Origin of the sequence: Rummeliibacillus sp. NPDC094406, assembly GCF_044763875.1 — a bacterium.
GTDB lineage: Bacteria > Bacillota > Bacilli > Bacillales_A > Planococcaceae > Rummeliibacillus.
In genome coordinates this window covers 1-20,663 of the sequence record NZ_JBIWGZ010000009.1, presented here as the reverse complement: position 1 = coordinate 20,663, position 20,663 = coordinate 1, and the positions used below count along the sequence as shown (strand labels likewise).

The following is a 20,663-nucleotide window of genomic DNA, read 5'->3' as shown; positions in this document are numbered from 1 at the left end:
ATGTTATTGCCAAAACGCGTTAAATATCGTCGTGTACACCGTGGCAAAATGCGTGGTGAAGCGAAAGGCGGCACACAAGTAACATTTGGTGAATTTGGTTTACAATCAATAGAAGCTAGCTGGATCACTAACCGTCAAATCGAAGCTGCACGTATTGCTATGACTCGTTATACAAAACGTGGCGGTAAAGTTTGGATTAAAATCTTCCCACACAAACCATACACTAAAAAGCCTCTTGAAGTGCGTATGGGTTCAGGGAAAGGTGCTCCTGAAGGTTGGGTAGCCGTAGTAAAACCAGGAAGAATTATGTTTGAAATCGGTGGCGTTTCTGAAGAAATCGCTCGTGAAGCACTTCGTTTAGCAGCTCATAAATTGCCTGTTAAATGTAAGATTGTTAAACGTGAAGAAATTGGTGGTGAATCTAATGAAAGCTAATGATATCCGTGAACTTACAACTGTAGAAATCGAAGTAAAAGTAAAATCACTGAAAGAAGAGCTTTTCAACCTTCGCTTCCAATTGGCGACTGGTCAATTAGAAAACACAGCTCGCATTCGTGAAGTACGCAAAGCGATTGCGCGAATGAAAACTGTGATTCGCGAAAGAGAAATCAGTGCAAATAACTGATAAAGAGGAGGTTTGCAAGCATGACTGAGCGTAACCAACGCAAAGTTTACACAGGCCGCGTAGTTTCAGACAAAATGGACAAAACAGTCACTGTTTTGGTTGAAACTTATAAAAAGCATTCGCTTTATGGTAAACGTGTAAAGTACTCTAAAAAGTTCAAAGCGCATGATGAAAACAACGTAGCTAAAGTTGGAGATATCGTACGCATTATGGAAACTCGTCCGCTATCAGCTACTAAACGCTTCCGTTTAGTTGAAGTTGTAGAAAAAGCGGTTATTATCTAATAAAATTCGGAACAACATAGTCCGAAGGGAGGTAACCTAAGTGATTCAACAAGAAAGTCGTTTGAAAGTTGCCGACAACTCAGGTGCGAAAGAAGTTCTAACTATTAAAGTACTTGGTGGTTCTGGACGTAAAACTGCTAACATCGGTGATGTTATTGTTTGTACAGTCAAGAAAGCAACACCAGGTGGCGTTGTTAAGAAGGGCGAAGTAGTTAAAGCTGTTATCGTTCGTACTAAAAGCGGTGTTCGTCGTAAAGACGGTACTTACATCAAATTTGATGAAAACGCATGTGTAATCATTAAAGATGATAAATCACCACGCGGAACACGTATTTTCGGACCAGTTGCACGTGAATTACGTGACAACAGCTTTATGAAAATCGTTTCATTAGCTCCGGAAGTTCTTTAATTACATGAAAGTGCCAATCAAGGAGGTGCGACAGAATGCATGTTAAAAAAGGCGACAAAGTAATGGTTATTACAGGTAAAGACAAAGGCAAAACAGGAGTGATCCTAGCTGCTTTTCCTAAAAAAGATCGCGTGTTAGTTGAAGGTGTAAACATCGTTAAAAAACACGTAAAACCTAACCAACTTAATCCACAAGGTGGAATTGTCAGCCAAGAGGCAGCAATTCACGTTTCGAACGTAATGCTTATCGATCCTAAATCTGGCGAGCCGACTCGCGTAGGTTATAAAGAAGAAGATGGCAAAAAAGTTCGTGTAGCAAAAAAATCAGGTGCAGTAATCGATAAATAAGTTTAAAAGAGAAGGGAGGTACTAACATGAACCGCCTAAAAGAAAAATATGTAAATGAAGTTTCTTCAGCTCTTATGAGCAAATTCGAATACACTTCAACTATGCAAGTACCAAAAGTTGAAAAAATCGTTATCAACATGGGTGTTGGTGATGCAGTTCAAAACTCTAAAGTTCTTGACACAGCTGTAGAAGAATTAACATTAATCACTGGTCAAAAACCAGTTATTACTAAAGCTAAAAAATCTATTGCTGGCTTCCGTCTTCGTGAAGGTATGCCAATCGGCACAAAAGTTACATTACGTGGTGAACGTATGTATGACTTCTTGGACAAATTGATTTCTATTTCTCTTCCACGTGTACGTGACTTCCGTGGTGTTTCTAAAAAAGCATTCGATGGTCGCGGTAACTATACTCTTGGTGTAAAAGAACAATTAATTTTCCCTGAAATCGACTATGATAAAGTTTCTAAAGTACGCGGTATGGATATCGTTATCGTTACTACTGCGAACTCTGATGAAGAAGCTCGCGAGTTGTTAACACAATTCGGTATGCCATTCCAAAAATAATATAGGGAGGCGAGAACGTGGCTAAAAAATCAATGATCATTAAACAACAACGTGGTTCAAAGTTCAAAGTTCAAGAATATACTCGCTGTGAACGCTGTGGCCGTCCACATTCTGTATACCGTAAATTTAAACTTTGCCGTATTTGTTTCCGTGAACTTGCTTATAAGGGACAAATTCCTGGCGTCAAAAAAGCCAGCTGGTAATCCCCTAAATTGGGAAGGAGGTAAATTGTAATGACTATGACAGATCCAATTGCAGATATGCTTACACGCATTCGTAATGCTAACATGGTCCGTCACGAAAAATTAGAGCTTCCAGGTTCTAATATTAAAAAAGAAATCGCTGAAATTCTTAAGCGTGAAGGTTTCATTCGTGACGTTGAATATGTTGAAGATGACAAACAAGGTATTATCCGTATCTTCTTAAAATACGGTCAAAATAACGAACGCGTTATCACAGGTTTAAAACGTATTTCTAAACCAGGTTTACGTGTTTACGCTAAAACTGATGAAGTACCTAAAGTGTTGAACGGACTAGGTATCGCTTTAGTATCAACTTCACAAGGTTTATTAACAGACAAAGAAGCTCGCGCTAAAAAAGTTGGCGGCGAAGTTCTAGCATACGTTTGGTAATTAGCAACAAAAGAATGGAGGTGCAACATTAAATGTCTCGTATAGGTAAAAAGCCAATCGAGGTACCTGCAGGCGTTACTGTTTCAGTAAGTGCTGATAACGTAGCAACTGTAAAAGGACCAAAAGGCGAATTAGTTCGTGCTTTTAACAAAGATATTAAAATCGAACAAGAAGGTAATGTGATCACTTTAACACGTCCTTCTGAATCTAAAGAACACCGTACAAACCACGGTACTACTCGTGCTTTGCTTGCTAACATGGTAACAGGTGTATCTGAAGGATTCGCTAAAACTCTAGAATTAGTTGGGGTTGGTTATCGTGCTCAAATGCAAGGTAAAAAACTTGTATTGAACGTTGGTTACTCTCACCCAGTTGAATTCACACCAGAAGATGGTTTAGAAGTCGAAGTACCTTCTAACACTAAAGTTATTGTTAAAGGTATTTCAAAAGAAAAAGTTGGAGCTCTTGCTTCAAACATCCGTGACGTACGCCCACCAGAACCTTATAAAGGTAAAGGGATCCGTTATGAAGGCGAATTCGTTCGTCGTAAAGAAGGTAAAACAGGTAAATAATGCTGCCTAAGCATTAGAAAGGAGTGACCCTTTGTGATTACGAAACAAGATAAAAATCAAGTTCGTAAAAAACGTCATGCTCGCGTACGTGCTAAAATTTCAGGTACTACACAACGTCCACGTTTAAATGTATACCGTTCAAATAAACACATCTACGCTCAACTTATTGACGATACTCAAGGCGTAACACTTGCTTCAGCTTCAACTATGGATAAAGATTTTGAAGGCACTGCAAGCAATGTGGAAGCTGCTACAAAAATTGGTGAAACAATCGCTAAACTTGCTGCGGAAAAAAATATCAAAGCTGTTGTATTTGACCGCGGTGGTTACTTATATCATGGACGCGTAAAAGCTTTAGCTGAAGCTGCTCGCGAAAACGGTTTAGAATTTTAATAAGAAGGAGGTACACTTATCATGGGTCTTAATTTTGACGCAAACAATCTAGAACTTGAAGAACGCGTTGTTACTATCAACCGCGTTGCTAAAGTTGTAAAAGGTGGACGTCGTTTCCGCTTCACTGCATTAGTTGTAGTCGGAGATCGTAATGGCCATGTAGGTTTTGGTACAGGTAAAGCTCAAGAAGTACCTGATGCTATTCGTAAAGCTGTAGAAGATGCGAAGAAAAACCTTATCGAAGTTCCACGTGTTGGTGGTACTACACCTCACTTAGTAGTTGGAAACTTTGGTGCAGGAAATATCTTGATCAAACCTGCTGCTCCTGGTACAGGTGTTATCGCTGGTGGTCCAGTACGTGCCGTACTTGAACTTGCTGGTATTTCTGATATTCTTTCAAAATCTTTAGGTTCAAACACACCAATTAACATGGTGCGTGCAACTATTAAAGGTTTATCTGAATTAAAACAAGCTGAAGAAGTTGCAAAACTTCGTGGTAAATCAGTAGAAGAATTATTAGGTTAAGGGAGGGAAATAACATGTCAAATAAACTAGAAATTACCCTCACTAAAAGTATTATTGGTGCTAAACCAGCACAACGTAAAACTATTGAAGCATTAGGTTTACGTAAAATGCAACAAACTGTTGAACATGCTGACAACGTAGCTATTCGCGGTGCGATCGCTAAAGTTGCTCATTTAGTAACAGTTACTGAAAAATAATTTTAAATTTAATAACAAGGAGGTGCCATCTAATGAAACTTCATGAGTTAGAACCAGCTACTGGTTCACGTAAAGAACGTAACCGTGTTGGTCGTGGTATTGCGACTGGTAACGGTAAAACTTCTGGTAGAGGTCATAAAGGTCAAAATTCACGTTCAGGCGGCGGCGTTCGCCCTGGATTTGAAGGTGGTCAAAACCCACTTTTCCGTCGTTTACCAAAACGTGGCTTCACTAACATTAACCGCAAAGAATACGCTATCGTAAATCTTGATGCGTTAAATCGTTTTGAAGAAGGCACAGAAGTTACACCAGCTTTACTTGTTGAAACTGGCGTTGTGGGTAAAGAAAAAGCAGGTATCAAAGTTCTAGGTAACGGTTCTCTTGATAAAAAGCTTTCTGTAAAAGCTCATAAATTCTCTGCGTCTGCTAAAGCAGCAATTGAAAATGCCGGCGGAAACATTGAGGTGATTTAATGTTTCGAACAATCTCTAACTTTATGCGCGTGAGAGATATTAGAAATAAAATCATTTTCACCCTTTTGATGTTGGTGGTTTTCCGATTAGGATCATTCGTTCCAGTACCAAATGTAGATGCTGAAGTATTACAACAGACTGATCAATATAGCTTGGTTGGTTTCTTGAATACTTTTGGCGGTGGAGCTCTTAAGAACTTCTCTATTTTTGCGATGGGAATTATGCCTTACATTACTGCATCAATTATTGTTCAACTGTTACAAATGGATGTTGTGAAAAAGTTCACTGAGTGGTCAAAACAAGGTGAAGTTGGGCGACGTAAAATTTCCCAATTTACACGTTACTTTGCAATTGTCCTTGCTTTTATTCAATCAATCGCTATGTCTTACGGTTTTAACCGTATGTACGGCGGTTCATTGATTAAAGAAGAAGGAGTATTGACTTACTTAACAATTGCAATCGTGTTAACTGCTGGTACAGCATTTTTATTATGGCTAGGCGAACAGATTACAGAAAAAGGTGTTGGAAATGGTATTTCCATTATTATCTTCGCTGGGATCGTTGCTGCATTACCAAATACAGTGAACCAAATTTATGCTCAACAGTTTGAAAATGCTGGTGACCAATTATTCATCAACATTATCATGCTTGTCGTAATTGCATTAGCGGCTTTAGCAATTGTAGTTGGTGTTATTTACGTTCAACAAGCGAATCGTAAAATTCCAATTCAATATGCAAAAGGCTCTGGAGCACAACGTGGAGCACAACAATCTCATCTTCCATTGAAAGTTAACTCTGCCGGGGTTATTCCAGTAATCTTTGCTGTTGCATTTCTTGTAACTCCAAGAACGATTGCTACTTTCTTTGAAGATAATAAAGTAACACGATTTATTGAAAAAACGTTTGATTATGGTCAACCAATTGGGATGATCTTATACGTAGCGTTAATTATAGCGTTTGCGTATTTCTATGCGTTTGTTCAAGTAAATCCAGAAAAAGTTGCAGATAATCTGAAAAAACAAGGTGCATATATTCCGGGGATTCGTCCTGGTAAAAACACTCAAGATTATTTAACTACTGTTTTATATCGCTTAACATTTGTAGGGTCTATTTTCTTGTCAGTAGTGGCAGTTCTTCCAATTTTGTTTATCAATATTGCAAATCTACCATCATCTGCACAAATTGGCGGTACTAGTTTACTAATCGTAGTTAGCGTTGCGCTAGAAACGATGAAACAATTAGAATCACAACTTGTAAAACGACACTATAAAGGTTTCATGAAGTAAAAGTTGGTTTTTTGGAACGGTATTCGTTCCTAAAAACCTTCATACTAATATTGGGGGCACTCCGTATGAATATCGTTTTAATGGGTTTGCCTGGTGCTGGTAAAGGTACTCAAGCAGACAAAATTGTTGAGAAGTACGATATCCCTCATATTTCTACAGGCGATATGTTCCGTGCAGCTATGAAAAACGGTACGGAATTAGGGCTTAAAGCTAAATCGTATATCGATAAAGGTGCTTTGGTACCTGATGAAGTAACGATTGGCATCGTTCGTGAACGTTTAAGCCAACCTGATTGTGATCAAGGATTCTTACTAGATGGCTTCCCACGTACTACTACTCAAGCTGAAGAATTGGATGGTATTCTATCTGGTCTTGGCAAAAAAGTAGAACACGTTGTGAATATCGAAGTAGAACAAGAAGAATTGATTAAACGTTTAACAGGTCGTCGTATCTGTAAAGTATGTGGCTCTTCTTATCATTTAGTTTTCAATCCTCCAAAAGAGGAAGCGAAATGTGATAAAGATGGAGGAGAACTTTATCAAAGAGCAGACGATAATCCGGAAACGGTCACTAACCGTCTGGAAGTAAATATCAAGCAATCTCAACCATTACTTGACTTTTACAATAAGAAAAATGTTTTAACTAACATTAATGGTCAGCAAGATATCAATGATGTATTTGCTGATGTTGATGCTCTATTAAAAGGCAACCGCAACTAATACCCGATCAAGGGCGCAGATATCTGCAACCGCGGGAGTATGTGGTGGCGCATAGCGGAAAGTTATTTTCGAGAGCTGCAAAAGCATATTGTACCCGGTCTATACACTGATGAATAATTTGTATCTTTTGTAGGATACCATTTATCTTTGATGCAATCTTTATTCTGAAAGGGTATAATGGGTTTCGTGGAAAAGTATCTGTGTAAACGGGTATGCAGGATCTCATCTAGGATAGCCGGGGAGCGTGTGAGATACAGGTATAACCTGGCACATAAATCTTGGTTCGAGAAGCGAAGCCTGATGAGCGTCTTTCGAACATCTCTCATACAATCCAAACATATGTTGAGGCATGTAACTTACTCTTGCAGCAAATTCCGAAAGAATTTGACGAAAAGAACCTGAATTGCATATAGAAGGGAGACAGGGTCGATGGCGAAAGACGATGTAATTGAAATCGAAGGCACGGTTGTTGAAACTTTGCCAAACGCGATGTTTAAGGTAGAATTAGAAAATGGTCATACAGTTCTTGCTCACGTATCGGGCAAAATTCGTATGCACTTTATTCGCATCTTACCTGGAGATAAAGTAACAATTGAGTTATCTCCATATGACTTAACTCGCGGTCGTATCACATACCGTTTTAAATAATCTTTTGCACTCCGGACCACTAAGGAGGTTAGGTTAGATGAAAGTGAGACCATCTGTGAAACCGATCTGCGAAAAATGTAAAGTTATTCGCCGACGCGGTAAAGTAATGGTAATCTGTGAAAATCCTAAACACAAACAAAAACAAGGATAATTCCCAAGGAGGTGCACATCGTACATGGCACGTATTGCTGGTGTTGACATTCCACGCGAAAAACGCGTTGTAATTTCATTAACATACATTTTCGGTATCGGTAACACTACAGCTAAGAAAGTTCTTGCTGACGCTGGTGTTTCAGAAGATACTCGAGTTCGTGACTTAACTGAAGACGAACTAAACAAAATCCGTGAACAATTAGATAAATACAAAGTTGAAGGTGACTTACGTCGCGAAACTTCACTTAACATCAAACGTCTAATGGAAATCGGTTCATTCCGCGGTATTCGTCACCGTCGTGGCTTACCAGTTCGTGGACAAAATTCTAAAAACAATGCGCGTACGCGTAAAGGTCCTCGTAAAACTGTAGCTAACAAGAAAAAATAATAGGTAAAGGAGGTTTCTTCTTAACATGGCACGTAAACAACAAACTCGTAAACGTCGTGTGAAAAAAAATATCGAAGCTGGTATTGCACACATTCGTTCTACATTTAATAATACAATTGTAACCATCACTGACATGCAAGGTAATGCTGTTTCATGGTCTTCAGCTGGTGCGCTAGGTTTCAGAGGTTCACGTAAATCTACACCATTCGCTGCACAAATGGCTGCTGAAACTGCTGCTAAAGCATCTCTAGAACATGGTTTAAAAACTTTAGAAGTAACTGTTAAAGGTCCTGGTGCAGGTCGTGAAGCTGCTATCCGTGCACTTCAAGCTGCAGGTTTAGAAGTTACAGCTATCAAAGATGTAACTCCAGTTCCTCATAATGGTTGCCGCCCACCAAAACGTCGTCGTGTATAATAGTTGCAACTCTCTTATGTATTGAGTACACTTTTTATACACAAACAGAATAACAATCTTTATGATTGATTGACATTCGATTTTATGATGGAATTAATACCATATATTCGATGTTTTGAAGGAGGGTAAATTGAATGATCGAAATTGAAAAACCAAAGATTGAAACCGTTGAGATCAGTGATGATTTAAAATACGGCAAGTTTGTTGTAGAACCACTTGAACGTGGGTATGGGACTACTTTGGGTAATTCACTACGTCGTATCCTTCTGTCTTCTTTACCAGGAGCTGCTGTAACCTCAATCCAAATTGACGGCGTACTACACGAATTCTCTACTATTGAAGGCGTTGTAGAAGATGTTGCATCAATTATTTTGAACATTAAAAAGCTAGCTTTAAAAATCTATTCTGATGAAGAAAAAGTCATTGAAATTGATTTTAAAGGTGACGGGGTTGTAACTGCTGCGGATATTACGCATGACAGTGACGTAGAAGTATTAAACCCAGATCTATACATTGCAACTGTTGCTAAAAATGGTCATCTTCGTATGCGTATGTATGCGCAACGTGGACGTGGATACACTCCAGCTGATCAAAACAAACGTGAGGATCTTCCTATCGGCGTGATCCCGATCGACTCTATTTACACTCCAGTTTCACGCGTCAACTACACAGTTGAAGGTACTCGTGTTGGACAATCTTCTGATTACGATAAGCTTTCACTAGATGTGTGGACAGATGGCAGCATCGGTCCTAAAGAGGCGATTTCGCTCGGAGCTAAGATTTTAACCGAGCACTTAAATATCTTCGTTGGTTTAACTGATGAAGCAAAAACTGCTGAAATCATGGTTGAAAAAGAAGAAGATCAAAAAGAAAAAGTTCTAGAGATGACTATTGAAGAACTAGATCTTTCTGTTCGTTCTTACAACTGCCTAAAACGTGCAGGCATCAATACTGTTCTTGAACTTGCTAACAAGTCTGAAGACGATATGATGAAAGTACGTAACTTAGGACGTAAATCATTAGAAGAAGTAAAAGCGAAGTTAGAAGAGCTTGGTTTAGGGTTACGAGAAGAAGACTAAGCGATTTTAAAATAAGTATGATCAGTAATTGAACGAAGGAGGGAAACATCCATGGGTTACAGAAAACTTGGACGTACAAGTTCTCAACGTAAAGCGATGTTACGTGATTTAGCAACAGACTTAATCATTAACGAACGCATTGAAACAACAGAAACTCGTGCGAAAGAATTACGCTCAGTAGTTGAAAAAATGATTACTCTAGGTAAACGCGGTGACTTACACGCTCGTCGTAAAGCTGCAGCATTTATCCGTCGTGAAGTAGCAACTTCAACTGATGCTGAAGGTAATGAATCAACAGTTTTTGCACTTCAAAAATTGTTTGATGATGTAGCACCACGCTACGCTGACCGTCAAGGCGGTTATACTCGCATTATGAAAATTGGACCTCGCCGTGGTGACGGTGCGCCTGTAGTTGTAATTGAATTAGTTTAATTATAACGATGCGGGGGAGGGTGTACTTGTTCACAACAATTTGAACTTACACCCTCTTTTTTTCAAAAAATGAAGATTTATACGACAAATTTAAAAGCTGAGCGTTATGATGAGCGGACATTGTGCTGTCTCGTTTAGCTCTACGCACCCCATTCACGTTTAAGGTCTGAGCAGCCTTAGAACGGGAGATATCCAATTATGCGCATTTCTCTGAATGGGGTGCGCGCTTTTTTATTTCATTTTGATAGTAATTCTTAGATTCGACTTTTGCCATAATGGGAAAAGTCGTATTTTTTTAATAAAAACTAATTCCAACTAGTAATCATACATAAAACAGTGTAAGTTATAGAAGAGCAGAGCTTAGTATAGTCTAGTGAGAGGAGTTTAAACACATGCATGAAATCTTATCACTGAATAATGTGACATTCACATATGCACCTGATGAGCCCGCAGTAAAAAATGCAGTGGAAGATGTTTCTTTTAAGGTTGAAGAGGGCGAATGGATTGCAATTGTAGGTCATAATGGTTCAGGTAAATCAACCATTGCCCGCCTAATTAACGGTTTGCTTTTTCCTCAAAAAGGGAATGTGCAAGTTATGGGGCAAACATTAAACGAAGAAAATTTATGGGAAGCTCGTTCTCAAATCGGAATGGTTTTCCAAAATCCAGATAACCAATTTGTAGGTGCTACAGTACAAGATGATGTAGCATTTGCTTTAGAAAATAACGGTGTTCCTCACGAGGAAATGGTCAAGCGTGTTCATGATGCCTTGCAACAAGTAAAAATGGACGGCTTTTTAAATCATGAGCCTCAGCATTTATCAGGTGGACAAAAACAACGTGTTGCTATAGCAGGAGCACTTGCATTACAACCACGTTTACTTATTTTAGATGAAGCAACATCCATGCTTGATCCTCAAGGGCGTCAAGAGGTACTTTCGATTGTAAGAGCCCTACGTGAGGAAACCGGGTTAACCGTTTTATCGATTACACATGATTTAGAAGAAGCAATTATGGCTGATCGTTTATTGTTTATGAATGGTGGGAAAAAGTTTGCTGAAGGAACTCCATCTGAAATTTTTGCATTAGGCGATCAATTAGTTGAACTTGGATTGGATTTGCCATTTGCGATGAAGCTTACAAAGCTTTTACAAGCAGAAGGTGTACAACTTCTAGGTGAATACATGACAGAAGAACAGTTGGTGAATGATCTATGGACATCGAACTTCAAAAAGTAAGTTTTGCATATGCACCTGGAACACCTTTTGAAAAAAGAGCGTTATTTGATGTAGATTTAGCTATTCCTTCAGGTAGTTATCAAGCCATCATCGGACACACTGGTTCAGGTAAATCAACAATCTTGCAACATTTAAATGCATTATTAAAGCCTACAGAAGGAGCCATACGTATTGGCAATAAAACCATAACTGCAGGTAAGAAAGTAAAGGATTTACGTTTAGTACGTCAAAAAGTGGGTATTGTTTTTCAATTTCCTGAACATCAATTGTTTGAAGAAACGGTAATAAAAGATATCATCTTTGGGCCCATGAATTTTGGTGTATCGGAGGAAGAGTCCATTGAACGTGCACATACATTAACGAAGTTAGTAGGACTTCCTGAAACAGTACTTGAGAAATCCCCTTTTGACTTATCAGGTGGGCAAATGCGTCGCGTAGCTATTGCTGGTGTATTAGCAATGGAACCTGAAGTGATAGTTTTAGATGAACCAACAGCAGGGCTGGATCCTAGAGGCCGTAAAGAAATTATGGATTTATTTTATCAATTACACAAAGAACGTAATTTAACGACAATTCTGGTAACACATAGCATGGAGGATGCTGCACGGTATGCTGATCACATAGCAATTATGCATGAAGGACGTTGTGTACTAACCGGCACACCACAAGAAATTTTTAGTGATGCTGATAAATTAGCTAGCTTTCGTTTGGAAGTACCTCATATTGTTCATTTTCAAAACCAACTTGAACAGAAAATTGGTCGTAAGCTTCCAAAGCTTTGTTTAACAGAAGAAGAGTTGGTAAAGGTGATTGCGCAAGTGTTGCGAGAGGAGCGTGATCACCAATGATGGATAAAATGATTTTCGGTCGTTTCATTCCAGGGGATTCATTTGTTCATAGATTGGATCCACGTTCTAAGCTGGTATTTGTATTTGCGTTTATCATTGTTGTGTTTTTGGCTAATAATACGCCTTCATACATTGCTCTCTTAGTATTCACATTACTAATAATATTGATGTCACGCATTAAAATGTACTTTTTGATTAATGGTTTAAAGCCAGTTTTAATATTGATGGTATTTACTTTTTTATTGCATATATTCTTTACAAAAGAAGGACCCATACTATATGAGTGGAAGTTTATCCATATTCACGAAGAAGGGCTAAGACAAGGAATTTATATTTCCGTTCGTTTTTTAGTATTGGTGTTTGTGACATCCATCTTAACATTAACTACTTCTCCTATTTCTATTACGGATGGGATGGAAGTGTTGTTAAATCCGCTGAAAAAGTTAAAACTACCTGTACATGAATTAGCGTTAATGATGTCCATTTCATTACGCTTTATCCCAACATTAATGGATGAAACAGACAAGATTATGAAGGCACAAATGGCAAGAGGTTCTGATATTACAACAGGCACAATTAAAGAGCGAATAAAAGCAGTTGTTCCATTATTAGTTCCGTTATTTGTAAGTGCTTTTAAACGAGCAGAAGATTTAGCAATAGCTATGGAAGTTCGTGGGTATCGCGGTGGAGAAGGAAGAACTCGTTATCGTCAATTAAAATGGAGTATAGGAGACACGATAGCTCTTCTTTCCATTGTAGCGATGACAATTGTATTAGTATATTTGCGTAGTTAATAGAAATAGGAGATTGCATAACGATGAAAAGAAGAATGAAAGCCACCATCGCATATGATGGTACCAATTTTTCGGGATACCAAGTACAGCCCAAACAAAGAACTGTACAACAGGAAATTGAAAAGGTACTTACAAAAATGCATAAAGGTGAGATTGTCCATGTGACAGCAAGTGGTCGAACAGATGCCAGGGTCCATGCAACAGGACAGGTTATCCACTTTGACACAACATTGTCTATTCCTCTTGATCGTTATGCACGAGCATTAAACGTTCAATTGCCACGAGATATTCGTGTTGTGAATATAGAGGAAGTATCTGATGATTTCCATGCTCGCTATAGTGTCCATGGCAAGAGGTATCGCTATATTTGGTCATGTGAAGATGTACAGAACCCTTTTAGACGTTTTTATGCAACACCCACCAATGGGGTGAAGCCAGATGTTAAAGCAATGGAGGAAGCAGCACAGTACATTCTGGGAACTCATGATTTTTCATGTTTTTGCGCAGCAAATACAAGTGTGCAAGATAAAGTTCGTACAGTCTCTTTTTTAGCATTCGAGTGGCACGGAGAAGAACTGAATATGGTGATTGAAGGAAATGGCTTTTTATACAATATGGTGCGTATCATTGCAGGAACACTTTGGGAAGTAGGGATTGCTAAACGTCAGCCATGCGAGTTGGCTGAAATTATTGCATCTTTAGACAGAGGAAATGCAGGTAAAACTGCGTCACCACAAGGTTTATACCTTGAAAATGTGCATTATGAAGATTGAAGCAACTTTTCCAGGTGTTTTTCTCGAAATGCTTGACTTACATTGCTATATGTTGTAAGATGACATATGGTATTTTCATTACCCCACAAGATAAGCCCCGAATCTTAGCTTTTGAGGATAAAGAAAACAATTGGAACAGAGTAATAGAAACAATTTGATAATTGTAGGAGGATACTAAAATGCGTACAACATTCATGGCTAAAGGTCACGAAGTAGAACGTAAATGGTTAGTTGTAGACGCTGAAGGCCAAACTCTTGGTCGCTTAGCTTCTGAAGTAGCTGCTATTTTACGTGGTAAACATAAAGCAATCTATACACCAAACGTTGATACAGGTGATCACGTAATCATCGTCAACGCAGAAAAAATTGAGTTAACAGGTAACAAATTAAAAGGCAAAATTTACTACCGCCACACTCAATTTGCTGGCGGTTTAAAAACTCGCACAGCTGGCGAAATGAAAGAAAAATATCCAACTCAAATGTTGGAATTAGCAATTAAAGGCATGCTTCCTAAGAACTCTTTAGGTCGTCAAATGTTCAACAAACTACATGTTTACACTGGTTCTGAACACCCACATGCTGCACAAAAACCTGAAGCTTACGAGCTTCGCGGATAATAATTAGAGGAGGATACAACCTTGGCACAAGTTCAATATATCGGCACTGGTCGTCGTAAAAGCTCAACTGCCCGCGTACGTTTAGTACCAGGCGAAGGCAAAATCGTTATCAACAACCGCGACGTTGAAAACTACGTCCCATTCGCATCTTTACGCGAAGTTATTAAACAACCATTAGTAGCAACTGAAACTCTAGGTAGCTACGATATTTACGTAAACGTAAACGGTGGTGGTTTCACAGGTCAAGCAGGCGCAATCCGTCATGGTATCGCTCGTGCGTTACTAACAGTTGACCCTGATTTCCGTCCAGCACTTAAATCAGCAGGTCTACTTACTCGTGACCCTCGTATGAAAGAACGTAAAAAACCAGGTCTACGCGGCGCTCGTCGTGCACCTCAGTTCTCAAAACGTTAATTATTGGCGTTTCCAAGGCTCTCAACCGATATGGTTGGGGGTCTTTTTTGTAACCTTGAAATGTTATGATAGAAAGTTAAAACATAACCTATGTAAACGTATTTCCTAGATATATTTTTTAATTAAACTAAAAAAGTGACCGTATTTTTTTACGGTCACTTTTAATTTGCTTATAAGTATTATTTTTCTATCTATATATCTCTTTATTGTTCTTTTCAAACTTGTTGATACGATGGTAAACGCGGAATAGTAATTGTACTAGAGGTTCCAATTTGTTTGAAAAATAAATGACTAGACTACTTGTTGCAAATGAAAGTACTATACTTCCTATCACGTCAAATGGGTAATGAACGCCAACATAAACACGTGAAAGTCCAACCATTGTAGCCCACAGTAAAACAATATATTTCCCACGGGTATTTCGTAAAAGCAATGTCCATGCAATAGCAAATACTAATATTGCATGATCACTTACGAAAGAAGAATCTGCAGCATGCGGTACTAATTTGTGTACATGGTGTGCTACAAATGGACGCGGGTGATAATAGACCATATGAATAATTACATTAATGAATAATGCAATTGCTGAAGAAAAAACAGCATATAATGCTGTATATCTTATTTCGATACCTTTTTGTTTATTTCCTATAAACCAAAGGTAAAGTAATAAAAGGACTACCACATAAGGGACACTACTCGAAAGGAATATCATTAAATCATCCAAAATTTTTGAGTGTCCGGCTAGTCCATTGATTTGTTGAAATAGCTCGTAATTCATTATTTTTAATTCCTCCACAAAATAAATTCTATATTATTGACGAATTAAAGTAATTTAAGTTGTCACTATTTCAGGATACTACAGGAAAAAAGTTTATGAATAAAAATATAATAAAAATATTATTAAAAATCCATTAAAAAGGGAGTGGAATAATATATGAATGCTACATACTGAATTCTACGGTGGAGTTTTAACTATAAATTGTTTGATCAAAATTATTAGATCGTGATTTAAAAAATAATAGAATTTTTTTACCCTCTTTTCTATTGTTGGATAGGGGGTATTTTGTTCAAAAGGCAAAATCTAAAAGTGTTTTAATGCTAAATAATGTTTTTGTTGACCAACTTTGAATATAGGAAAGGACATATACTCCCTTACACAGGCATATGTTAGTGTAAAAAGGTGGTGTCTGTGCTTGAAGCGTTGGCTTATATGGAGTGTAGTATTAGTAGCTTGTATATTCTTAGTTGTATATGAAACAAAAGCATCTAATCGTGGCTTCTTTGTTTCAGAAACTTTAGGTGGCGTTAAAATTGTCTTAGATGCTGGGCATGGTGGAATTGATGGTGGTGCGTCAACATCAGAACTTGTTGAAAAAAATATTACGCTAGCAATTTCAAAAAATGTGGAAAAGCTCTTAAAGGAAAAGGGAGCAAAAGTAGTGATGACGCGTACTAAAGACGATGATGTGATTGCTGAGCATCAACCAAATGCTGAATTTCAAACATTGAGAGAAAGAAAAAAAGAAGATATTTTTCTGAGAGAGAAATTGGTTAATGAAGCAAAACCAGATCTTTTCATCAGTATTCATGCAAATGCCATTCCAGAATCAAAGTGGCATGGCGCTCAAGTGTTTTATCATAAAGATGGCCATCCGGCCGGTGAGCTTTTAGCTAAAGCGATTCAAGAGTCTATTAAAGAACAGCTCAAGAATACCGATCGTGAAGCATTAGCAATTAAGCAAGTCTATTTACTCAAGAAGGTCAAAATGCCGTCAGTACTTGTAGAAACAGGTTTTCTAAGTAATCCACAAGAAGCGGAGTTACTTTCATCACCTGATTATCAACAAAAAATGGCTGAAGCAATCGTAGATGGGATCGAGCGTTACTCAGATTCTATTGTAGAATGAGTAGCGCACAATACTTATTTGTAAGCGTTATGATATACTAAAGTCGAAATTATAATTAGAGGAGTGTCTACAGTGATTAATGAACAACAAGTTCGAGAATTAGTTGGAGAATTAAAAGATCCTTTTCTACATAAAGCATTGACTGAAACAGGCGGCATTATTGAAGTTTCAATTAAAGAGGAAAAGGAACATGTCAGTGTAAAAATCGCTATTGCGAAAACAAATACACCGGAACAACTTTCTCTTCAAATGGAAATTGTTAATGTATTAAAGGGTGCTGGATGTAAAACTGTTGGTATTCGATTCTCAGAACTTTCATCCGAAGATATTGAAAAATTCCGTGGTACGGCAACTCGTGCAGAAGCACAAGATTTATTGTCCCCATTAAATAAAGTGAAATTTATTTCTATTGCATCTGGTAAGGGTGGCGTAGGTAAATCTACCGTTTCTGTTAACTTAGCGGTTGCATTATCTCGCCTTGGTAAAAAAGTTGGTTTAATTGATGCAGACATCTATGGTTTTAGTGTTCCGGATATGATGGGTGTACAAACAATGCCTGTTATTGAAGAAAATCGTATTATTCCAGTCGAACGTTTTGGTGTGAAAATGATTTCTATGGGATTCTTTGTAGAAAATAATGCACCAGTTGTATGGCGTGGACCAATGCTTGGGAAAGTGTTAGATCAATTCTTCCGCGATGTGGATTGGGGAGATCTTGATTACTTACTATTAGATTTACCTCCAGGTACAGGGGATGTAGCGCTTGATATTCATCAAATGCTACCTGAGTCTAACGAGATCGTTGTGACAACTCCACATCCAACTGCAGCATTCGTAGCAGCGCGTGCAGGCGCAATGGCGATCAAAACAGAACATACTATCTTAGGTGTTATTGAAAACATGTCATGGTTCCAATCTGATGTATCAGGAGAGCGCGAATATGTATTTGGTCAAGGCGGCGGTCCTAAATTAGCTGACGAATTACGCACAGACTTACTTGGACAGATTCCTTTAGGACAACCAGATTGGAATGAAGTTGACTTTGCTCCATCTGTATATGCCAAAAACCACTCCAACGGTCAAATTTATCTTGAAATTGCACAACGTGTGATTGATAAATTAAATAAAGAATAACAAAGAGGGATGTATCATAAGTGTAGACAGTCACTAATGATACATCCCTTTATAATTAGTTAAAGGTCGTGCTGTAATAGTTTTGGAAAAGATCCGTTCCTATTTTCCTTGGCTTTTTCCTTTGTTTTCACCGCCGCCACCACCGCCGCCTTTAGATGTTTCCCCTCCTGAAGTTTTTTCACCTGCAGATTGAATAAGCTTCGTCCATTTTTCTTGTAGTAGTGGGCTATTAATTACTTCTGTAATGACTTTTTCTAATTCCTTTTTAGAATTTGCGGACTTCATAACTTTTTCTAATTGCTTTTGCATATCGGGTTGTGAGAAGAACTGTTCTAAATCTTTTTGGAAAGAAGCATCTTTCATCAAATCTTTAGCCAAGTCTTTTTGTTCTTTTTTCATGCCTTTTGCAAAGGTTTCGCGGAATTTAGGATCTTCAAATTCTTTTTTCCAAAATTCTTCTGCTTTTTTTGACATTAAAGTTTCCTGTACCGCTTTTTTGACATCATCATGCTCCAATACGAGTAAATCACGCATATCTGGATCCTCTAACAGCTTTCGGAATACTTTTTTCCCTTCTTCCGTTTGCAATGCATCAAGAGTGGATTTTTTTATATCATCATAGGACTGATTTTGTTGTACGGGAGAGGAGCAACCAGATAGAATAACGAATAGAAGAGTAAAAATTACCGCCTTTTTGTACATATACTTCCCTCACTTTTGCATAAGTTGTTTCAATTATTGTTCACATTTGTTCGTGGAATATGTATGGAATGAGGGAAGAAATAGATTTTTTCGATATTGGTTGTTAGAATGAAACAAGAATCTGTAAAAAACGGAGGCCTTTAGTCGTGACGATACGAAATTGGTTTAAATTTGCTTTTAGAGCACTCATAATTGGTGGAGTTGTTACCGGATTAATGAGTATAATCGTTCGTTGGGGAGATTTTTATGCTCAACATTTTTCAAATGGTGAATGGGGAGAAGCATTTGGCGGACTCCTATGGTTTGTCTTCCTTGGTTTTACAATGAGTATGATTTGCCAAATGGGATACTTTGCCTACTTAACAGTGCATCAAATAGGTGTTAATATTTGCAGGTCATTAACTTTATGGAATTGGGTACAAATATTATTAATAATTGTTGCTTTAATAGATGTTATTTTATTCCGCTTCAAACCATATGCGCACAGCGCTAATGATTGGCTTCTTTACATAGGGTTATTAGTCATTTTAATCGTAGCAGCAAGTTTAACAGCAATTAAAAAAGTGAAAATGACTGGCAAAAAGCATATTCTGATTTCTTCCTTATTCTTTATGATTTTTGTTAGTGTTATTGAATGGCTAATCGCACTTTGGGTACGATCAGCTGGTGGTAATGAATACATCACGATATTATTATTCCCAATTCTTGCGGTAAATGCATTCCAATTACTGGAGCTACCAAAATATAATGCAAAATCTGCTGAGGATATAAAAAAACGAGAAGAACGTCGTAAAGCACGTAGTGAACAAGAGGACCAAAATACTAAAGTGAAAAAAACACAAGAAGAAAACCAAAGTAATAAAAAGACAAAACGTAAATAATCAAAGGGGCAGCTTCATTGGTGTGGAAATCAAAACACTTATGAAACTGCTCCTTTTTCACTAGCCGAAATTTAATATATATCTTTTACTTCTCCGTTTACCCTTGAATGGAGGAGTCCAAAGGTAGACTTTGAATACCTCCGTTATTATGGGGTTTTTTTCGTTTTAATAGAGTATCCAAAAATCGTTTCCTCTATTGGTTGAAAGGAGTTCCTTTCTATAAGTTGGTCAATTTGTTTTAGTTGTAACCGTTCTTCCTGGTGGTAAGGAATAGCCACAATATCACCTTTTGAGAGCTTCAATTCACTTTTACTCGTTTGAATTTTAGATGCCGCTAGCATGTTAATCTGTTCCTTCCATAAAACTCTTGTAACTTCTGGGAGAAAGACATAGTCCTTCGTTCTAAACCAAAGAGGTGGTCGCTTCATAATAGAACTAAAAGTGCTAATATCTCTTTCGAGCTGTGAAGGGTTGGTCTCATAGAAATCACTGTTTTTCCCCAATAATCCTATTGGAATGTTTTTAGATTGAATAACTTTAACAAGGGTTGGGGATCTCTTTAATAAATCAGTATCCACCATTAATAATGGATATGGAACTTTAGCTTCGTTTAACCATTCGATAAATTTTGCATCTGCATATGATAAATCTATCGTTAAAGAAATACCGTAGTTTCCTTTTGTAATCACATTTGGTTCATCTGTTAAACGAAAAACTTCTACTATTGAATTTTTAGAAGGTATTAAAAATAACAATAAAGCCATCATAATAACCGTCATTATAAGTATTCTTTTAATCAGTATGCTCACCTCCTGGCTATATATATGATTACAAACAACCTTTTAAAACTTTTTTAATATAAAGTGTTGACAATTATTTAGAAGAAGCGTATAGTTATCAACGTTGACTCGTTAAGAGAAAACAAACAACATATTAAGACTTAAAACTTCTGATAAAAAAGTTATTGACTTTAGAAATCGGATGTGATAAGATTTATAAGTCGTTAAGATAACGACAAGATATGAACCTTGAAAACTGAACAAGCAAGACGTTAATCAATAAACTTTGTTTACTAACTTCTGTTAGTGACAAGGACAAACAATAGATATCATCTTTCTATAGATGATACGCTAGCAAAGCTAATGAGCTTTCAAACTTTACTTTTATGGAGAGTTTGATCCTGGCTCAGGACGAACGCTGGCGGCGTGCCTA

At 37.6% G+C, this 20,663-nt stretch carries 33 protein-coding genes; 30 read left to right on the top strand and 3 right to left on the bottom strand.

What is annotated here, in order from left to right; genetic code table 11:
• The 27 genes from rplP to rpsI all read left to right on the top strand — a co-directional run bounded on the left by rplP (nucleotide 1) and on the right by rpsI (nucleotide 14,827).
• Entirely contained in the window at nucleotides 1-435 is a 435-nt protein-coding gene (gene rplP, locus ACIQ4I_RS18645) for a 50S ribosomal protein L16 (protein WP_403098773.1), read from the top strand.
• Nucleotides 425-625 carry a 50S ribosomal protein L29 gene (gene rpmC / locus ACIQ4I_RS18640; protein WP_403098771.1) on the top strand — a complete coding sequence of 67 codons (201 nt, stop codon included), beginning with the start codon at nucleotides 425-427 and terminating at the stop codon, nucleotides 623-625. The genes rplP and rpmC overlap by 11 nt, the downstream gene beginning before the upstream one ends.
• 20 nt (nucleotides 626-645) lie before the next feature.
• Entirely contained in the window at nucleotides 646-909 is a 264-nt protein-coding gene (gene rpsQ / locus ACIQ4I_RS18635; RefSeq protein ID WP_403098769.1) for a 30S ribosomal protein S17, read from the top strand.
• 40 nt (nucleotides 910-949) lie between these two features.
• Nucleotides 950-1,318, top strand: a complete 369-nt coding sequence (gene rplN / locus ACIQ4I_RS18630; protein WP_397536571.1) for a 50S ribosomal protein L14 — start codon at nucleotides 950-952, stop codon at nucleotides 1,316-1,318.
• A gap of 35 nt (nucleotides 1,319-1,353) precedes the next feature.
• On the top strand, nucleotides 1,354-1,665 hold the full coding sequence (rplX, locus tag ACIQ4I_RS18625; protein WP_397536570.1) for a 50S ribosomal protein L24: 312 nt from the start codon (nucleotides 1,354-1,356) through the stop codon (nucleotides 1,663-1,665).
• 26 nt (nucleotides 1,666-1,691) lie between these two features.
• Nucleotides 1,692-2,231: a 50S ribosomal protein L5 gene (gene rplE / locus ACIQ4I_RS18620; protein WP_403098767.1), complete on the top strand. Its 540-nt coding sequence runs from the start codon at nucleotides 1,692-1,694 to the stop codon at nucleotides 2,229-2,231.
• Nucleotides 2,232-2,248: 17 nt separating this feature from the next.
• Nucleotides 2,249-2,434 carry a type Z 30S ribosomal protein S14 gene (locus tag ACIQ4I_RS18615; RefSeq protein ID WP_068450148.1) on the top strand — a complete coding sequence of 62 codons (186 nt, stop codon included), beginning with the start codon at nucleotides 2,249-2,251 and terminating at the stop codon, nucleotides 2,432-2,434.
• A 30-nt stretch (nucleotides 2,435-2,464) separates the two neighbouring features.
• The gene (gene rpsH, locus ACIQ4I_RS18610; protein WP_403098765.1) at nucleotides 2,465-2,863 is read left to right on the top strand and encodes a 30S ribosomal protein S8; all 399 of its coding nucleotides are present in this window, start codon (nucleotides 2,465-2,467) and stop codon (nucleotides 2,861-2,863) included.
• Nucleotides 2,864-2,895: 32 nt separating this feature from the next.
• A complete protein-coding gene (gene rplF, locus ACIQ4I_RS18605) occupies nucleotides 2,896-3,435 on the top strand; it encodes a 50S ribosomal protein L6 (RefSeq protein WP_403098764.1) in 540 nt (179 codons plus the stop codon).
• A 33-nt stretch (nucleotides 3,436-3,468) separates the two neighbouring features.
• Nucleotides 3,469-3,828 carry a 50S ribosomal protein L18 gene (gene rplR, locus ACIQ4I_RS18600; protein ID WP_403098762.1) on the top strand — a complete coding sequence of 120 codons (360 nt, stop codon included), beginning with the start codon at nucleotides 3,469-3,471 and terminating at the stop codon, nucleotides 3,826-3,828.
• Nucleotides 3,829-3,849: 21 nt separating this feature from the next.
• Nucleotides 3,850-4,353, top strand: a complete 504-nt coding sequence (gene rpsE / locus ACIQ4I_RS18595; RefSeq protein ID WP_403098760.1) for a 30S ribosomal protein S5 — start codon at nucleotides 3,850-3,852, stop codon at nucleotides 4,351-4,353.
• A gap of 14 nt (nucleotides 4,354-4,367) precedes the next feature.
• Nucleotides 4,368-4,550, top strand: coding sequence for a 50S ribosomal protein L30 (gene rpmD / locus ACIQ4I_RS18590; protein WP_403098758.1), 183 nt, complete (start codon nucleotides 4,368-4,370; stop codon nucleotides 4,548-4,550).
• A 32-nt stretch (nucleotides 4,551-4,582) separates the two neighbouring features.
• Complete coding sequence (rplO, locus tag ACIQ4I_RS18585; RefSeq protein WP_403098756.1) at nucleotides 4,583-5,023, top strand: 50S ribosomal protein L15; 441 nt, start codon at nucleotides 4,583-4,585, stop codon at nucleotides 5,021-5,023.
• Complete coding sequence (gene secY, locus ACIQ4I_RS18580; protein WP_403098754.1) at nucleotides 5,023-6,309, top strand: preprotein translocase subunit SecY; 1,287 nt, start codon at nucleotides 5,023-5,025, stop codon at nucleotides 6,307-6,309. The genes rplO and secY overlap by 1 nt, the downstream gene beginning before the upstream one ends.
• Before the next feature lie 65 nt (nucleotides 6,310-6,374).
• Nucleotides 6,375-7,028, top strand: coding sequence for an adenylate kinase (locus ACIQ4I_RS18575; RefSeq protein WP_403098751.1), 654 nt, complete (start codon nucleotides 6,375-6,377; stop codon nucleotides 7,026-7,028).
• Nucleotides 7,029-7,457: 429 nt separating this feature from the next.
• The gene (gene infA, locus ACIQ4I_RS18570) at nucleotides 7,458-7,676 is read left to right on the top strand and encodes a translation initiation factor IF-1 (RefSeq protein WP_038179110.1); all 219 of its coding nucleotides are present in this window, start codon (nucleotides 7,458-7,460) and stop codon (nucleotides 7,674-7,676) included.
• A gap of 37 nt (nucleotides 7,677-7,713) precedes the next feature.
• Nucleotides 7,714-7,827 (top strand): 50S ribosomal protein L36, encoded by a 114-nt coding sequence (gene rpmJ, locus ACIQ4I_RS18565; protein ID WP_000868344.1) that lies wholly within the window; start codon nucleotides 7,714-7,716, stop codon nucleotides 7,825-7,827.
• 24 nt (nucleotides 7,828-7,851) lie between these two features.
• The gene (rpsM, locus tag ACIQ4I_RS18560) at nucleotides 7,852-8,217 is read left to right on the top strand and encodes a 30S ribosomal protein S13 (RefSeq protein WP_102693564.1); all 366 of its coding nucleotides are present in this window, start codon (nucleotides 7,852-7,854) and stop codon (nucleotides 8,215-8,217) included.
• Nucleotides 8,218-8,242: 25 nt separating this feature from the next.
• Nucleotides 8,243-8,632 (top strand): 30S ribosomal protein S11, encoded by a 390-nt coding sequence (rpsK, locus tag ACIQ4I_RS18555; protein WP_053997247.1) that lies wholly within the window; start codon nucleotides 8,243-8,245, stop codon nucleotides 8,630-8,632.
• 134 nt (nucleotides 8,633-8,766) lie between these two features.
• Nucleotides 8,767-9,711, top strand: coding sequence for a DNA-directed RNA polymerase subunit alpha (locus ACIQ4I_RS18550; RefSeq protein ID WP_397536560.1), 945 nt, complete (start codon nucleotides 8,767-8,769; stop codon nucleotides 9,709-9,711).
• A gap of 51 nt (nucleotides 9,712-9,762) precedes the next feature.
• Nucleotides 9,763-10,143 carry a 50S ribosomal protein L17 gene (rplQ, locus tag ACIQ4I_RS18545; RefSeq protein WP_403098743.1) on the top strand — a complete coding sequence of 127 codons (381 nt, stop codon included), beginning with the start codon at nucleotides 9,763-9,765 and terminating at the stop codon, nucleotides 10,141-10,143.
• A gap of 392 nt (nucleotides 10,144-10,535) precedes the next feature.
• Nucleotides 10,536-11,381: an energy-coupling factor ABC transporter ATP-binding protein gene (locus tag ACIQ4I_RS18540; RefSeq protein WP_403098742.1), complete on the top strand. Its 846-nt coding sequence runs from the start codon at nucleotides 10,536-10,538 to the stop codon at nucleotides 11,379-11,381.
• A complete protein-coding gene (locus tag ACIQ4I_RS18535; protein WP_403098739.1) occupies nucleotides 11,357-12,229 on the top strand; it encodes an energy-coupling factor ABC transporter ATP-binding protein in 873 nt (290 codons plus the stop codon). The genes ACIQ4I_RS18540 and ACIQ4I_RS18535 overlap by 25 nt, the downstream gene beginning before the upstream one ends.
• Complete coding sequence (locus tag ACIQ4I_RS18530; protein WP_403098736.1) at nucleotides 12,226-13,023, top strand: energy-coupling factor transporter transmembrane component T family protein; 798 nt, start codon at nucleotides 12,226-12,228, stop codon at nucleotides 13,021-13,023. The genes ACIQ4I_RS18535 and ACIQ4I_RS18530 overlap by 4 nt, the downstream gene beginning before the upstream one ends.
• 23 nt (nucleotides 13,024-13,046) lie before the next feature.
• A complete protein-coding gene (gene truA / locus ACIQ4I_RS18525; RefSeq protein ID WP_403098733.1) occupies nucleotides 13,047-13,796 on the top strand; it encodes a tRNA pseudouridine(38-40) synthase TruA in 750 nt (249 codons plus the stop codon).
• 179 nt (nucleotides 13,797-13,975) lie between these two features.
• The gene (rplM, locus tag ACIQ4I_RS18520) at nucleotides 13,976-14,413 is read left to right on the top strand and encodes a 50S ribosomal protein L13 (protein WP_403098730.1); all 438 of its coding nucleotides are present in this window, start codon (nucleotides 13,976-13,978) and stop codon (nucleotides 14,411-14,413) included.
• A 21-nt stretch (nucleotides 14,414-14,434) separates the two neighbouring features.
• Nucleotides 14,435-14,827, top strand: coding sequence for a 30S ribosomal protein S9 (rpsI, locus tag ACIQ4I_RS18515; RefSeq protein WP_403098728.1), 393 nt, complete (start codon nucleotides 14,435-14,437; stop codon nucleotides 14,825-14,827).
• A gap of 187 nt (nucleotides 14,828-15,014) precedes the next feature.
• On the opposite strand, the gene ACIQ4I_RS18510 is transcribed toward rpsI, so the two are convergent.
• A complete protein-coding gene (locus tag ACIQ4I_RS18510; protein ID WP_403098725.1) occupies nucleotides 15,015-15,605 on the bottom strand; it encodes an undecaprenyl-diphosphatase in 591 nt (196 codons plus the stop codon).
• Between the two features lie 415 nt (nucleotides 15,606-16,020).
• On the opposite strand from ACIQ4I_RS18510, the gene cwlD reads away from it, so the two are divergent.
• The gene (cwlD, locus tag ACIQ4I_RS18505) at nucleotides 16,021-16,734 is read left to right on the top strand and encodes an N-acetylmuramoyl-L-alanine amidase CwlD (RefSeq protein WP_403098722.1); all 714 of its coding nucleotides are present in this window, start codon (nucleotides 16,021-16,023) and stop codon (nucleotides 16,732-16,734) included.
• Between the two features lie 72 nt (nucleotides 16,735-16,806).
• Entirely contained in the window at nucleotides 16,807-17,868 is a 1,062-nt protein-coding gene (locus ACIQ4I_RS18500; RefSeq protein WP_403098719.1) for an Mrp/NBP35 family ATP-binding protein, read from the top strand.
• 99 nt (nucleotides 17,869-17,967) lie between these two features.
• Here the strand turns inward: ACIQ4I_RS18500 and gerD are convergent, their stop codons facing one another.
• Nucleotides 17,968-18,570 carry a spore germination lipoprotein GerD gene (gene gerD, locus ACIQ4I_RS18495; protein ID WP_403098716.1) on the bottom strand — a complete coding sequence of 201 codons (603 nt, stop codon included), beginning with the start codon at nucleotides 18,568-18,570 and terminating at the stop codon, nucleotides 17,968-17,970.
• Nucleotides 18,571-18,716: 146 nt separating this feature from the next.
• Between gerD and ACIQ4I_RS18490 the strand changes: the two genes are divergently transcribed.
• Entirely contained in the window at nucleotides 18,717-19,451 is a 735-nt protein-coding gene (locus ACIQ4I_RS18490; RefSeq protein WP_403098714.1) for a KinB-signaling pathway activation protein, read from the top strand.
• A 146-nt stretch (nucleotides 19,452-19,597) separates the two neighbouring features.
• Here ACIQ4I_RS18490 and ACIQ4I_RS18485 read toward each other — a convergent pair whose 3' ends face one another.
• Nucleotides 19,598-20,230, bottom strand: coding sequence for a hypothetical protein (locus ACIQ4I_RS18485; protein ID WP_403098711.1), 633 nt, complete (start codon nucleotides 20,228-20,230; stop codon nucleotides 19,598-19,600).
• Between the last annotated feature and the right edge of the window lie 433 nt (nucleotides 20,231-20,663).

What these genes read in the sequence shown, in the direction of transcription:
- ACIQ4I_RS18510 (WP_403098725.1), bottom strand. Translation starts at nt 15,605, where the DNA reads ATGAATTACGAGCTATTTCAACAAATCAATGGACTAGCCGGACACTCA.
- ACIQ4I_RS18550 (WP_397536560.1), top strand. Translation starts at nt 8,767, where the DNA reads ATGATCGAAATTGAAAAACCAAAGATTGAAACCGTTGAGATCAGTGAT.
- ACIQ4I_RS18540 (WP_403098742.1), top strand. Translation starts at nt 10,536, where the DNA reads ATGCATGAAATCTTATCACTGAATAATGTGACATTCACATATGCACCT.
- rplO (WP_403098756.1), top strand. Translation starts at nt 4,583, where the DNA reads ATGAAACTTCATGAGTTAGAACCAGCTACTGGTTCACGTAAAGAACGT.
- secY (WP_403098754.1), top strand. Translation starts at nt 5,023, where the DNA reads ATGTTTCGAACAATCTCTAACTTTATGCGCGTGAGAGATATTAGAAAT.
- ACIQ4I_RS18530 (WP_403098736.1), top strand. Translation starts at nt 12,226, where the DNA reads ATGATGGATAAAATGATTTTCGGTCGTTTCATTCCAGGGGATTCATTT.
- rplF (WP_403098764.1), top strand. Translation starts at nt 2,896, where the DNA reads ATGTCTCGTATAGGTAAAAAGCCAATCGAGGTACCTGCAGGCGTTACT.
- rpsK (WP_053997247.1), top strand. Translation starts at nt 8,243, where the DNA reads ATGGCACGTAAACAACAAACTCGTAAACGTCGTGTGAAAAAAAATATC.
- rpsQ (WP_403098769.1), top strand. Translation starts at nt 646, where the DNA reads ATGACTGAGCGTAACCAACGCAAAGTTTACACAGGCCGCGTAGTTTCA.
- rpmJ (WP_000868344.1), top strand. Translation starts at nt 7,714, where the DNA reads ATGAAAGTGAGACCATCTGTGAAACCGATCTGCGAAAAATGTAAAGTT.
- rpmC (WP_403098771.1), top strand. Translation starts at nt 425, where the DNA reads ATGAAAGCTAATGATATCCGTGAACTTACAACTGTAGAAATCGAAGTA.
- rpmD (WP_403098758.1), top strand. Translation starts at nt 4,368, where the DNA reads ATGTCAAATAAACTAGAAATTACCCTCACTAAAAGTATTATTGGTGCT.
- truA (WP_403098733.1), top strand. Translation starts at nt 13,047, where the DNA reads ATGAAAAGAAGAATGAAAGCCACCATCGCATATGATGGTACCAATTTT.
- rpsE (WP_403098760.1), top strand. Translation starts at nt 3,850, where the DNA reads ATGGGTCTTAATTTTGACGCAAACAATCTAGAACTTGAAGAACGCGTT.
- ACIQ4I_RS18575 (WP_403098751.1), top strand. Translation starts at nt 6,375, where the DNA reads ATGAATATCGTTTTAATGGGTTTGCCTGGTGCTGGTAAAGGTACTCAA.
- ACIQ4I_RS18485 (WP_403098711.1), bottom strand. Translation starts at nt 20,230, where the DNA reads ATGACGGTTATTATGATGGCTTTATTGTTATTTTTAATACCTTCTAAA.
- rplP (WP_403098773.1), top strand. Translation starts at nt 1, where the DNA reads ATGTTATTGCCAAAACGCGTTAAATATCGTCGTGTACACCGTGGCAAA.
- rplQ (WP_403098743.1), top strand. Translation starts at nt 9,763, where the DNA reads ATGGGTTACAGAAAACTTGGACGTACAAGTTCTCAACGTAAAGCGATG.
- rpsH (WP_403098765.1), top strand. Translation starts at nt 2,465, where the DNA reads ATGACTATGACAGATCCAATTGCAGATATGCTTACACGCATTCGTAAT.
- rplX (WP_397536570.1), top strand. Translation starts at nt 1,354, where the DNA reads ATGCATGTTAAAAAAGGCGACAAAGTAATGGTTATTACAGGTAAAGAC.
- gerD (WP_403098716.1), bottom strand. Translation starts at nt 18,570, where the DNA reads ATGTACAAAAAGGCGGTAATTTTTACTCTTCTATTCGTTATTCTATCT.
- infA (WP_038179110.1), top strand. Translation starts at nt 7,458, where the DNA reads ATGGCGAAAGACGATGTAATTGAAATCGAAGGCACGGTTGTTGAAACT.
- rplM (WP_403098730.1), top strand. Translation starts at nt 13,976, where the DNA reads ATGCGTACAACATTCATGGCTAAAGGTCACGAAGTAGAACGTAAATGG.
- rpsM (WP_102693564.1), top strand. Translation starts at nt 7,852, where the DNA reads ATGGCACGTATTGCTGGTGTTGACATTCCACGCGAAAAACGCGTTGTA.
- ACIQ4I_RS18535 (WP_403098739.1), top strand. Translation starts at nt 11,357, where the DNA reads ATGGACATCGAACTTCAAAAAGTAAGTTTTGCATATGCACCTGGAACA.
- rplE (WP_403098767.1), top strand. Translation starts at nt 1,692, where the DNA reads ATGAACCGCCTAAAAGAAAAATATGTAAATGAAGTTTCTTCAGCTCTT.